The 12240-nt window shown below is 67.3% G+C and carries 11 protein-coding genes and 1 tRNA gene; 6 read left to right on the plus strand and 6 right to left on the minus strand.

The genetic code is table 11. The annotated features are described in order from the left end of the window. The first annotated feature begins 6 nt into the window (after positions 1–6). Positions 7–396, plus strand: a complete 390-nt coding sequence (locus C5C07_RS03580) for a hypothetical protein (protein WP_050458688.1) — start codon at positions 7–9, stop codon at positions 394–396. Between the two features lie 23 nt (positions 397–419). Here C5C07_RS03580 and C5C07_RS03585 read toward each other — a convergent pair whose 3' ends face one another. The 4 genes from C5C07_RS03585 to C5C07_RS03600 all read right to left on the minus strand — a co-directional run bounded on the left by C5C07_RS03585 (position 420) and on the right by C5C07_RS03600 (position 6725). Further along, complete coding sequence (locus C5C07_RS03585) at positions 420–3044, minus strand: PAS domain S-box protein (protein WP_115804569.1); 2625 nt, start codon at positions 3042–3044, stop codon at positions 420–422. Next, on the minus strand, positions 3041–4495 hold the full coding sequence (locus C5C07_RS03590) for an ATPase domain-containing protein (protein WP_115804570.1): 1455 nt from the start codon (positions 4493–4495) through the stop codon (positions 3041–3043). The genes C5C07_RS03585 and C5C07_RS03590 overlap by 4 nt, the downstream gene beginning before the upstream one ends. A gap of 117 nt (positions 4496–4612) precedes the next feature. Continuing rightward, positions 4613–5839 carry an orc1/cdc6 family replication initiation protein gene (locus C5C07_RS03595; RefSeq protein ID WP_004972987.1) on the minus strand — a complete coding sequence of 409 codons (1227 nt, stop codon included), beginning with the start codon at positions 5837–5839 and terminating at the stop codon, positions 4613–4615. Between the two features lie 610 nt (positions 5840–6449). Continuing rightward, the gene (locus tag C5C07_RS03600; RefSeq protein ID WP_049913366.1) at positions 6450–6725 is read right to left on the minus strand and encodes a hypothetical protein; all 276 of its coding nucleotides are present in this window, start codon (positions 6723–6725) and stop codon (positions 6450–6452) included. A gap of 214 nt (positions 6726–6939) precedes the next feature. Between C5C07_RS03600 and C5C07_RS03605 the strand changes: the two genes are divergently transcribed. From C5C07_RS03605 to C5C07_RS03620, 4 genes are read left to right on the plus strand one after another with little or no spacing between them, the layout of a single operon-like run. Next, the gene (locus C5C07_RS03605; RefSeq protein WP_115804571.1) at positions 6940–7899 is read left to right on the plus strand and encodes a DUF4129 domain-containing protein; all 960 of its coding nucleotides are present in this window, start codon (positions 6940–6942) and stop codon (positions 7897–7899) included. Further along, a complete protein-coding gene (locus tag C5C07_RS03610; protein ID WP_115804572.1) occupies positions 7896–8468 on the plus strand; it encodes a hypothetical protein in 573 nt (190 codons plus the stop codon). The genes C5C07_RS03605 and C5C07_RS03610 overlap by 4 nt, the downstream gene beginning before the upstream one ends. Next, complete coding sequence (locus C5C07_RS03615) at positions 8465–9733, plus strand: DUF58 domain-containing protein (protein ID WP_115804573.1); 1269 nt, start codon at positions 8465–8467, stop codon at positions 9731–9733. Before C5C07_RS03610 ends, C5C07_RS03615 begins: the two co-directional genes overlap by 4 nt. Beyond that, the gene (locus C5C07_RS03620) at positions 9721–10227 is read left to right on the plus strand and encodes a hypothetical protein (protein ID WP_004972979.1); all 507 of its coding nucleotides are present in this window, start codon (positions 9721–9723) and stop codon (positions 10225–10227) included. Before C5C07_RS03615 ends, C5C07_RS03620 begins: the two co-directional genes overlap by 13 nt. 27 nt (positions 10228–10254) lie before the next feature. Here the strand turns inward: C5C07_RS03620 and C5C07_RS03625 are convergent, their stop codons facing one another. Next, positions 10255–11205, minus strand: coding sequence for a MoxR family ATPase (locus tag C5C07_RS03625; RefSeq protein WP_050458694.1), 951 nt, complete (start codon positions 11203–11205; stop codon positions 10255–10257). A gap of 196 nt (positions 11206–11401) precedes the next feature. Here C5C07_RS03625 and C5C07_RS03630 point away from each other — a divergent pair. Then, positions 11402–11486 (plus strand) — tRNA-Ser (locus tag C5C07_RS03630). A 51-nt stretch (positions 11487–11537) separates the two neighbouring features. Here the strand turns inward: C5C07_RS03630 and bluB are convergent. Continuing rightward, positions 11538–12209, minus strand: a complete 672-nt coding sequence (bluB, locus tag C5C07_RS03635) for a 5,6-dimethylbenzimidazole synthase (protein ID WP_115804574.1) — start codon at positions 12207–12209, stop codon at positions 11538–11540. Positions 12210–12240: the final 31 nt, after the last annotated feature.

Here is a 12240-nt window from a genome sequence, read left to right on the forward strand (position 1 = left end):
CCGACCGTGTCAGCGCCACCGGAGCCGGCGGACGCGGACGCGCCCCCCGCGCTTGAACGGGCGGCCGTTCGCCTTCGCCTCGTCGGCACCGCGGCCCTCGCGGGCGCGCTCGTCGCCGCCGTCTGGCTGGTCGCCACGTTGGTCGTCGGTGATTTCGCGGGGAGCGTCGAGACGACGTTCGCGCTCGGCTCGCTCGCGTTCGGGTTCGGCCTCCTCGGCTGGTCCGGGGCGGTCGCGCTCGGCCGCGGTATCGAGTCGATGCAGACGCACCTCGACACCGGAACGGGGTGGACGGAAGCGGACGCTCGGCGGGCGATGGCCCGGATTCTCGGGTTCGGACTCGGCGTGATGCTCGGGGCGACGACGGTCGGTACGGCCGTCTCCGCCGTCGCCTGACTCCGCCGAGCGAAGCCTCGGCGTTAGGCTCTCGGCAGTCGAAGCTCGATGACCGTCCCGTTCGGTTGGTTGTCCACGATATCCATCGAGCCGTTGCTGTTCGTCACCGCCCAGCGGACGAACCAGAGACCGAGCCCGTTCGTGTGCTGGAGCGGTGACTCCCGCCCGGTCATAATCGATTCGCGTTCGAGCGGTGGGAGTCCCGGCCCGTTGTCGGCGACGCGGACGACCACCTGTTCCGGACCGTCGTCGTCGGCGACAGAGAGTTCGATTTCGACCTCGTCGCCGCCGTAGACGACGGCGTTGTCGACGAGTTCGTTCACCGCGAGTTCGAACGTCGAGTGCGCCCACGCGTGCGCGCTCTCCGGCGCGTCGACGGTGATGGTCGCCGCAGGGTAGCTGATCCGAGCGCCTTCGACCACGTTGCGGACGCAGTCAGCGACGTTCTGCGGTTGCACTCGCTCGGTCACGTCGGGGTCGAGCGCGGAACTGAACTTCCGGGCCGTCTCGGCGAGCGAGAGGAGTTCGCTCGTCGCCCGCTCGATGGCCGCTGCCGATTCGCGCGTGTCCTCGTCGTCGGTGCCTTCGAGTAGCATCGTCGCATGCGCCTGCGCGATGTTCATTTTGTTCCGGAGGTTGTGTCGGATGACGCGGTCGAGGACGGACAGCCGACGCTCGTGTTCGTGGAGGTCGGTCACGTCGCGGCCGATACAGACGATACCGTCGAACTCGTCTTCGGAAGACTTCGCCGCGATAGTCGTCTGAAACTGCCGCTCGGAACCGGTTTGGCCGGCGACGACCGTCTCGATGGTCTCCTCGGCGCTATCGCCCGCGAGGAGCGACGCGATGGCCTCCAAGAGCGCTTGCGAGTGGCGTTCGCCGAACACCGCCGAGACGTGTTCGCCGACGAGGTCGTCGGGGTCGCGGCCCAGCAGGTCGGCGGTCGCGCTGTTCGCGAGGACGAACCGGAGGTTGTCGTCCAGCGTGTAAATCGGGTCGGCGGTCGTCTCGACGATTCGCTCGTAGCGCTCTAGCTCCCGGGAGCGGGCTTTCCGCTCGGTGATGTCTTGGACGGTCCCCCGGTAGACGGGGGCGTCGATGTCCTGGGTCGCGACACCGCGGACGTTCACCCAGCGCGTCTCGCCGTCGGTCGTCTCCAGTCGGCACTCGAGAGATTGTTCTTCGCCGGTTTCAACGAGCCGCTCGAAGGCCGCGCGGACTCTGGGTTCGTCTTCGGGGTGGTAGAACGAAAACGCGTCCGAGAGGTCGTAGTCGTCCCCGGGATCGACACCGATCAGCTCCGCGAGTCCACTGGTAAACAGGACAGACCCGTTTTGTGCGTCGACCTCCCACGCGCCAACCGAGGCGATTTTCTGGCTTTGGTCGAACAGATCGAGCAATCGCTCGCGCTCGCGCTCCTGTTGCTTCTGTGCTGTCACGTCTTCGATGGCGGCAATCGCACCGACGCGCTCTCCATCGCCGCCGTTCAGGGGGGCGACGTTGACGACGAGCCACCGCCGCTCGTCGCCGACCTCGATGCCGTGTTCGAAGTTCGTGACCGTGTCGCCGGTCTTTCTCACTCGGTCGAAGGGGAGGTCCTCGTGGTCGAGCGGCTCCCCGCGTGCGTCGACGAGGTCCCATTCGGGGGCGTCGTACGACTGTCCGAGCACGACTGACCGCCGTAGACCGAGGACCTCCTGGGCCGCCTCGTTGGCGCGCACGATAATCCCGTCGTCGTTGAGGACCGCGATGCCGACCGGACTCGTCTCGAAGAGCTGTTTGAGCGTTTGGGTCTCGTGGACGAGTTGGTTCTTGAGCGCGTGGCGGACGGTCGCGTCGGTCTGGAACCCGACGAAGTGGGTGAGCTCGCCGTCCTCGTACACCGGCGATATCTTCAGTTCGTTCCAGAAGGGCGTCCCGTCCTTCTGGTAGTTCGTGAGACTGACGGCGACGCTCTCGCCGGCTTCGATTGCCTCGTGGAGTTTCTCGACCGGCTCGGAGTCGGTCTCTTCGCCCTGCAGAAACCGACAGTTCCGACCGAGTACCTCCGAGCGGTCGTACCCGGTCATCTCTTCGAAAGCGTCGTTGATGTACGTGAGCGGCTGGTCGTCGTCGGCCTCGGTGATGGTGATGCCGACGGTCGCGCTGTCCATCGCGCGGCGGTACAACGCGAGTTGGAGCGACTGCCGCCGGGTCTGGAGGAGCGATTCGACCCGCGACCGGATGACCGCCTTCGGTGCGGGCACCGCGAGCACGTCGTCGGGAACGTCGTCGAGTCGTCGCGCGGCGACGGCCTGTTCGTCTTGGGCGACCGTCAACAACACCGGCACGAACCGGTCACCGGCGTCGGCTTTGCGCTCGGCGAGCGCGTCGGCGACGGCCGAGTACGTCGCCATGTCGACGATACAGAGGTCGAACTCCGGGAGCGGGTCTTCGCCTGCACCTTCGTCTCCGTCTTCGCCTTCGCCTGCACCTCTGTCTTCGCCTTCGCGGCCGCGTTCCCAGACGATGACCTCGTACGCGTCGAGGAGTTCAGCCAGTAGCTCGCGGTCGCGAGCGCCGCGGACCGCGAGGAGTATCCGTTCGTCCCCGGACGCGTCTCCGGCGGAACGTGTGTCGTTCCGCGACGCGTCTTCGCTCACGGTCACTCATCCTCGTTCCACGTCGGCGTCCCCGTGAGGATGCCTCGGAGTTCGTCCAGCGGCTCGCCGACGACGATGCCGTCCCTCCCGATTTCGAACGACCAGAGCGTCGGCTCGAAGGAACCGAACCGCTTTTTCAGGACGCCGATGGCCTTGCGAATCTCGCCGCGCACCTCGATGTACCGGATGAACAGGATGTTGTCCGCGAGGTAGCTCACGTGGTTGTCGGAGGCGTAGAACGCGCCGGTGACCTGCTGTACCTCCTCGGTCAGCACGACGGTGACGCCCATGTTCTTGAGGTACCGCGCCAGCGCGTGGAGTTCGCGGCGGATGTCGCTTCGCTCGTCGGTGAGGCTGAGTTGGTAGCCGGCCGTGCCGTCTATCATCACGAACTCCGTGCCGTTCGCCTCGACCTCGGCGCGGACTCGGTGGGCGAACTCGTCGGTCGAAATCGAGAGCGGTTCGACGGCGTCGACCCGGAGGTTCCCCGACTCGACGAGGTCGTCTATCGGGATGCCGATGGACTTGGAGCGGTGCCGGAAGCTCGATTTGCTCTCTTCGAAGAGGTAGACCGCGGCGCGCTCGCCGCGGTCGGCGGTCGCCCGCGCGAACGCGGCTCCGGTGGTCGATTTCCCGACGCCGCTCGGGCCGCTGATGAGCGTGATGCTCCCGCGCTCGATGCCGCCACCGAGCAGGGTGTCGAGGTCGTCGATGCCGGACGAGAGCGGTTCGATGGCGAACTCGCGGTGGTGCGACCCGGGGACGAGCCGCGGGAAGACGCGTATGCCGTGGTCGCCGTCGATTCGCATGGCGTGCGGCCCCGTCTGGGAGTCCGACCCGCGGAACTTCTCGACGCGAACCGACCGTCCCTCCTCGGACCGCAGGAGCGACAGCGACCCGTCACAGAGGTACGCGAGCGTCTCGTCGGTGTCGTCGCTCGACGGCTGGCTCGTGAACATCGTCGTCATCCCCGACTGCTTGAGGTAGCTCAGGAGCGACGAGACGAGTCGACGGAACTGGTGCTTGTCCGACGAGAGCCGGCCGAGTTGGCTCAGCGGGTCGATGACCACCCTGTCGGGTTCGCGTTCCTCGATTGCCGCTTTCAGTTCGGCCGTCGTCGATTTCCCTTCGACCTCGCTCGGCGACAGCATCGTGTACGCCTCGTCGTCGAGGAACGCCTCGGGCGACGGGCTCAGGTCGAGAATCGGCACCGCGGCGAGGTCGAACCCGAGCGTCTCGGCGTTCGCTCGGAGGTCGGCCGCGGACTCCTCGAAGGAGATGAAAAGCACGTCTTCGCCGCGTTCGACCCCGGTGGACAGGAAGTGGTAGCCGACGATGGTCTTTCCCGCCCCGGACGCTCCACGGACCATGTACGTCCGGTTCGGCAGTAGCCCACCGTCCAGCACTGTATCGAGTCCGGAGATACCCGTAGAGAGTCGTGGCGAGAGATTCGTCATGCTACTCACGTCTCACTGGCACACTAAGAAACTACCACCGTCTGAGAATGGCGTGTCGCGTCTCAGAACAGCACGCCTCAGAAAAAGGTCTCGGGAGGCCGCGGCGTCCGGTGGGGTTCAGACTGCCTCGGCCTGTTTCGCAGTCTTCCGAATCTCGTCGAGGACGGAGTCGAGAGCGAGCACGTCCGAGAGCGCTTCCATCGCGCTGGCGAAGGGGACGTCGAGCGCGTAGCTGTAGTAGTTCCCGCGCGAGCCGGTGCGGTTCTCCTCGGCCGAGAGGATGCCGAGCATCCGGAGGTCAGAGAGGTGGTTGTGGACCGACCGCTGGGCGAGCGGGTCGATGCCGGCGGAGTTGCACAGCCGGAGGTACTCCTGATAGAGGTCGCGCATCCGACACGGCGTCTCGTCGTGGGCGGCCTTCGAGACGACCGCGAGGAGCGCGAAGTGACCGTTTTCGGTGAGTTCGCGCATCCCCTCGACGACGCGCTCCTGTTCGAGTTTCTGCCGGGCGATGTCGACGTGGTCGAGCGTGATTCGCTCGTCGTCTTTGTTCTCGGCGTGTTCGCCGGCCAGTCGGAGCAGGTCGAGCGCCTGTCTCGCGCTCCCGCTGTCGCGGGCGGCGAGCGCCGCACAGAGGTTGAGCACGCCCTCCTCGCAGGCGTCCTCGGCGATGGCGACCTCAGCCCGCGATTCGAGGATGTTCTGCAGTTCGGGCGCTTGGTACGGCGGGAAGTGCAGTTCGCGCTCGCAGAGGGTGTCCTGCACGCGCGGGTCGAGTTGGTCGTGGAACTTGAAGTCGTTCGAGATGCCGATGAGGCCGACCTTGGCGTCTTCGAGCTTGCCGTTCGAGCGCGCCCGCGGGAGTTCGTAGAGGAGTTCGTCGCGGTCGCCGATGGAGTCCACCTCGTCGAGGACGATGAGAACCGTTCCGCCCACGTCGTCCAACTCCTGAAACAGCTTCTTGAAGACGGTCTGTTGGGGGTAGCCGGTCGAGCTAATCTCCGCGCCCGGTGGCCGAAGCTCGTTGACGAGTTCGACCGCCACCTGGTACGAGGAGTTGAGGGTCTTGCAGTTGATGGAGATGACGCTGAGGTCGACGTCGTCGTACTGCGAGACGTCTTCGAGGAGCATCTCGAGGAGGAACTCGGTGACCGCGGTCTTCCCCACGCCGGTGTTTCCGTACAGGAAGACGTTGTTCGGCTCCCAGCCGTCGACGACCGGTTGGAGCGCGTCCATGTACTCCGAAATCTCGTCGTCGCGCTCCTCGATGCGCTCGGGCTTGTAGGACTCCCCGAGGGCGTCCTTGTTGGTGAAGACGTTTTGTTTTCGCTCGAACCGGCGCATTAGCGTCGGTCCGTTGTGGCGTCCCCTTATTTAAAACCCCGATTTCATCTGATTCATGTGAATTGCGGCGGCGGTGTCGTCGGGTGATGGGCGGCGTGTTCGGGTCGGAATCGTCGCCTTCTAACTGACCCTCGGTACCGCATACCGTGGTTCGTGTGAACTCGTTTGAACAGACACACACCACTTTTGCAAGTGAATAGGAGGATACGAGAGTAGCTAGTAGAACAACAGAGCGCGAGTTCAACTAAAGCGTTGACATGTCTCGGTGCCCGCGGTGCAGTTTGTAGTCAAACGGTTCTGTCGTGAACGGCCCGTAAACGGTCCAGTTCGGGAGAAATCACCTGCAACGGTGGTGGGTGACGACGTTCGAGTCGCGACCGAGTTTCACTTGCACCCGTGCTCTCTCCGAGTGCCCGCCGATGGCACCCCTTCTCGGCGTTACCACGCTTCACGTGCAACGGTGGTGTCTGTGTGTCTCCCCAGCCCCTCCTTCCCACCGCCAATTCACTTGCAAACGTGGTGTGTGGGTGTCGTGCCTCGGCTTTCGTCCGCCGTACCCGCGGGTGGTTCACTTGCACGGGTGGTCTGTCTCGTCTCTTTCGAATGGTTACTATCCCACAATCTGAGTAATCTCAAGAACCTGAAGTGAGAGAAGTGCCACAACACCCAAAACGACAGCCCAGAACCCTATGTCGCCAATCTCGAAGTCGGATGGAGAGCCAGTAGTCATCTCGTATACGGATGCACTCGCCAGTCCTATTCCAGCGATGCTACCCAAAATGATTGGTAGGCTTGTGCTCCCGTCGGCGAGAGCGGAGATTGATTCGATTGCGAAGGCTGCACCATATATCGCCAGGAGTGCGTTAAATACGTAAAATCGTTCCATGCCGTAGTAGTGCTAAAGTATTAACATAAATCACGAGGCCGAGTGTGTGACCGACTCGCGCGATGTATTCAGCACGGCCTCGACAAGCTAGCAGCGGTTGAGGAGTTTAGCAGCAACATCCGGTCCGGTCGGGTACCGAGGTGACGTCGCTCACGTCCCGACGACCGCTTCGTCCCTCGAAATGTCTTTACCCCGCATACTGTTACCTACCATCGTGGACCGTTCCGCCCTCCGCGCACTCGCGCTCGCCCTCCTCGCGGTCGTCGCCCTCTCGGTCGTCGCCGCCACCATCGATTCGACCGTCGTCAGCGACGGCGGTCCAGTCGGCTTCGGTGGCGGCGAGACCGGGGGCGCAGTCGCTGGTGACACAGACGAGACCGGCGTGCAACCGACCGGCGGGTCGTTCGACGGCCTTAGCATTCCGACGCCGTGTCTCCCGTGGTTGCTCTCGCCCGGAATCCTCGCCGGGGTCGCCCTCGTCTTCGTCCTCCTCGGCGCGTACGCCTACCGAGAGACCGGCTCGTTGCTCCCGCCGCTCGCCATCTTCGTGGCGCTCGGCCCGCCGGTCGTTCTCCTGTTCGCCCTCCTCACGGCGTGTCGCCGCGAGTTTTCGTTTTCGTCTCGCGCCGCGGCCGCCGCGCGCAACGTGTCGTTTCTCCCCGCCGGCGGCGGCGGCAGTCTCGGCGACGGCGGCGCGGCACAGGCCGTCTCGCCGCCGACACTCCTGTTCGGCCTCCTGTTGGGGGTCGCGCTCGTCGTCGCGGTCTTCCTGCTCGTCACCGGGACCAGCGACTCGCCCGCGGCCGACGACGAAATCGACCCGGCTGCCGAGGAGGAGGGACCGAACGTCGCCGCCGTCGGCCGGGCCGCCGGGGCCGCGGCCCAGCGCATCGAAGACGGTGACGCCGACGTGGAAAACGAAGTGTTCCGCGCGTGGGGAGAGATGACGGCGCTCCTCGACGTACCGAACCGCCGCGCCGCGACGCCGGCCGAGTTCGCGGATTCCGCCGTCGACGCGGGCATGGACCGCGACGACGTGGGCGACCTAACGACGCTGTTCGAGGAAGTCCGCTACGGCGGCTTCGAGGCGACGCCGGAGCGCGAGCGCCGCGCGGTCGACGCGCTCAGGAACATCGAAGACACCTACGCCGACGCGACGGGGGACGACCGATGACGCTCGCGCGTCGGCTGTTCTTGCTCGTCGGCGTCGTCGCCACGGCCGCGGGCTTCGCGGTCGTCGCCGGCGTCTCGCTCGGCCTCGAACTGACGGACGTCTTTCTCGGTCTCGTCGCAGCGCTCGCGGCGCTTCAGGGGCTTCGGTACGTCCAGCGCCGCCGCGAAACCCCGATGAACACCACGGTCACCGGAGACCCGGAAGCGAGAGTCGCGGTCCCGATACCCGGCTCCGACTTCGACGACGACCTCGTGTCGGCGATGGGTCGGCACACCCACTGGGCCGCCCGCAAGCGAGTCGTCGACCGACTCGAATCGCGGGCGACACAGGCGCTCGTCGCCCGCGACGGTCGCGCCCCCGAGGAAGCGGCCGCGCTCCTCGACACCGGCGGCTGGACCGACGACCCGGTCGCCGCGCGCTTTCTCGGCGCGTCCGTTTCGATTCCGCTCCGACAGCGCGTCCGGCTCTTCCTGTCTGGACAGTCGTCGCTCACCGACCGCGCCGGGCGAACCGTCGCCGCGATAGAGCGAATCGGCACCGACGACGGTCCCGCGGGTGAGCGCCGATGAGCCGCGGGTTCGACACCGAACGCTGGACCGGTCTCGACGGCCTCGTTCTCGTCGCGGCCGGCGCGGGCGTGTTCACCCGCGAGGCGTCGCTGCTCCTCGCGGCCGGCCTCGGCGTCGTCGTGCTCGGCTACGTCCGGGTCGCGGCGATTCCCGAGGTGTCGCTCCGAATCGAGCGCGACCTCTCGGACGCGACGCCCGACCCCGACGACGAGGTCGAGGTGACGCTCCGGGTCACCAACGAGGGGTCAGGGACGCTGTTCGACCTCCGCGTCGTCGACGGCGTCCCGCCGGCGCTCGGCGTCGCCGACGGCCCCGCCCGACTGGGGACGGCGCTCAGGCCGGGGGCGACCGCGACGGCGACCTATACGGTCACGGCCGTCCGCGGCGAGCACGCGTGGGAGGAGACGGTCGTCGTCGTCCGCGACCCGAGCGGGGCCGTCGAGTCCCGCGAGACGGTCGAAGCCGAGACGACGCTCCGGTGTGAGCCCGAACTCGCCGCGACCGCCGACCTGCCGCTTCGCGGCCTCACCTCGAAGTACGCCGGCCGCGTCGAGACCGACGTGCCGGGGTCGGGACTGGAGTTCGCCTCCATCCGCGAGTACCGCCACGGCGACCCGATTCGGCGCATCGACTGGAACCGCCGCGCTCGCACGGGCGAACTCGCCACCGTGGAGTTCAGAGAGGAGCGCGCCGCATCCGTCGTCCTCGTCGTCGACACTCGCCCGGAGGCGCACGTCGCGCCCGACGACGAGGCGGAAACTGCGGTCGAGCGCTCCGTCGACGCCGCGAGCGTCGCCTTCTCGGCGCTCCTCGACAGCGGCGACAGCGTCGGCGTCGCGGCGTTCGGGCCCGACGAGTGCTGGCTCGCCCCCTCGTCGGGCGCCGACCACCGCGCCCGCGCCCGTCGGCTGTTCGCGACCCACCCGGCGTTCGCGCCGACGCCGCCGGACGGGGCCTTTTTCCCGTCCGTCGCGGTCCGCCGGCTCCGGCGTCGGCTCGCCAGCGACGCGCAGGTCATCTTCTGCTCGCCGCTCGTGGACGACTACGGCGTGTCGGTCGCCCGCCGCTTGGAGGCCTACGGCCACGCCGTGACGGTCGTCTCGCCCGACCCGACGACGACCGCGACCATCGGCGCGCGACTCGCGCGCATCGAGCGCGACCTGCGGCTCCGCGAACTCCGGCGGAGCGGCGTCCGCGTCCTCGACTGGGGTGACGAACCGCTCGGCGTCGCGCTCGCGCGGGCCGAAGCGGGGTGGTCGCGGTGAGCGAAATCACCCGCAAGCCGACCCGGACGGGGACCGCGATGGCGCTGTCAGTCGCCGGGCTCACGACGTTCACGCTCGGCTTCACCACGTCGACCGCGGCGGTCGGCGGCCTCGTCGCGACGGTCGCGCTCGCCGCCGGGCTGTTCCGGGGCTCGCGGCGCATCGTCGACGCCGCGGGCGGGCTGTTCTTCCTCTCGCTTCTCTTCGCGGGCGCGAGCGGGGCCGGGACGGAGGCGCTCCTCCTCGCCGCGCTCGGCTCGATACTCGCGTGGGACATCGCGGAGAACGCGCGGTCCGTCGGCGAACACCTCGGCCGCGAGACCGACACGCTCCGGCTCGAACTCGTCCACGCGGCGGCGACGCTCGTCGTGCTCGCGGTCGGGGCAGCGGTCGTCTACGGCGCGGACCGGGCGGCCGCCGGGGGCCAGCCCATCACGGCCGTCGTCTTACTCTTGGTCGGGGTGGTCGCGCTCGTGACGGTCGTCACGCGCTGAGCGGCGTGTCCGCCGCACGGCTCCCACTCACTCCAGCGTCGGCACGGTCACCCGGCCGAGCACGTCGTCGACGACGTCCGATTTCCGCACGTCCTCGACCCGTGCGTCCGGGGTCAAAACGAGCCGGTGGGCGAGCACGGACTGCGAGACGCGTTTCACGTCGTCGGGCGTGACGAACTCGCGGCCCTCGATGACGGCGCGGGCGCGGGTCGCCTCGAACAGCCGTTGGGTCCCGCGGGGCGAGACGCCGATGCGGACTCGGCGGTCGGTGCGCGTCTCCCGCGCGAGTCTCGCCATGTATTCGAGCAGGTCGTCCTCGACTCGGACCGACTCGGGCGCGCGGCGGATGGCGGCGACGGTGTCGCGGTCGAGGACGCGTTCGACGCTCGGGCTCTGTTCGCTCCGGCCGGCGCGCCGATGGAGGAGTTCGACCTCGCCGTCGAGGTCGGGGTAGCCGATGGCCGACTTCACGACGAACCGGTCGACTTGCGCCTCGGGGAGAGTGAACGTCCCCTCCTGTTCGACGGGGTTCTGCGTGGCGATGACGAAGAAGGGCCTCGGGAGCTGGTGGGTCTCGCCGTCGACGGTCACCTGTCCCTCTTCCATCGCTTCGAGGAGCGCGGCCTGCGTCTTCGGCGGCGCGCGGTTTATCTCGTCGGCGAGGACGACGTTCGCGAAGATGGGACCCGGCGAGAACTCGAAGGTCCGCTCGCGTTCGTCGTAGATGTTCGTCCCGGTCACGTCGGCGGGAAGCAGGTCCGGGGTGAACTGCACGCGGGAAAACGACAGTCCGAGCGCGGTGGCGACGCTCCGCGCGGTGAGTGTCTTTCCGGTTCCCGGGACGTCTTCGAGGAGGACGTGGCCGCGGGCGAGGACGCCCGTCAGGACGGTTTCGAGGAAGGCTCGGTCGGCGATGACGGCCTCCGAGATGGCGTCGAGCACCTCGGTGCACGTCTCGCTGGCCGTGTCGATGTCCATACACCTCCCGGGTCTGCGTGCGACTTATTCCCATTGGTCGGCGGCGCTCTGGTCGGTCGTCTACCAGTTCTCGAATCCGCCCACTCCGGCCGGTTCCGTTCGGCGCAGACTCACCGACTGCGTCCGTGTGAGTCCTCGCCGCGGCCCTCGGAAATCGAAACGGATTAAACTATCCGCGAGAGAGACAACGATGGAAGCCGAGGTAGCCTAGCCCGGCCAAGGCGGTAGATTCGAAATCTACTGTCCATTCGGACACGTGAGTTCAAATCTCACCCTCGGCGCTTCTCCGCGGTCACAACACTCTGAGCGGTGCTTCTGGTCGCGCCGCCGTCTCACTTGTCGATGTCCTCCGCCGACCCGGACTCCCACCGCTCCCGATGGACGAGTTCGCTCGTGTCGATGCGCTCGCGCCACCCCTCTCGCTGAAGCACCGGCTCCTCCGGGAAGCCGGCTTCGGGATAGCCGACGCAGAGATACGCAATCGGCTCGACGTGGTGCGGAATCCCGAGCACTTCGCGGACCTCGTGCGGGTAGAGAAACGACACCCAGCCGACGCCGACGCCTTCGGCCCGCGCGGCCAGCCAGAGGTTCTGTACCGCGAGACACGTCGAGTAGGCGTCCATCGCCTGCATCGTGTTGCGCCCGAGGACGTGCGGCGCGTCCCGCGTCGGGTCGCAGGTGACGCAGATGTTCACCGGGGCGTCGGTGATGCCCTCCAACTTCAGCCGGCCAAACTCCGATTTCCGGGGCTCTCGATAGCCCTCGCGGGCCGCCGCAATCGCCCGCTCCGCGATGGACGCGACGGCCGCCTTCGTCTCGGCGTCCTCGACGACGACGAAGTCCCACGGTTGCGAGAAGCCGACGCTCGGGGCGTGATGCGCGGCGTCGAGCAGTCGCGCCAGCGTCTCCTCCGGAACCGGATCGTCGCCGAACCGCCTGATATCCCGCCGCGCGTATATCGACTTGTACACTCCCGACCGCTCGCGCTCCGTGAACCCAACCATCGTTTCGGTAGTCCAGACTGGATTGCAAATC

Origin of the sequence: Haloferax sp. Atlit-4N (assembly GCF_003383025.1) — an archaeon.
In the GTDB taxonomy this organism is placed as follows: Archaea; Halobacteriota; Halobacteria; order Halobacteriales; family Haloferacaceae; genus Haloferax; species Haloferax gibbonsii.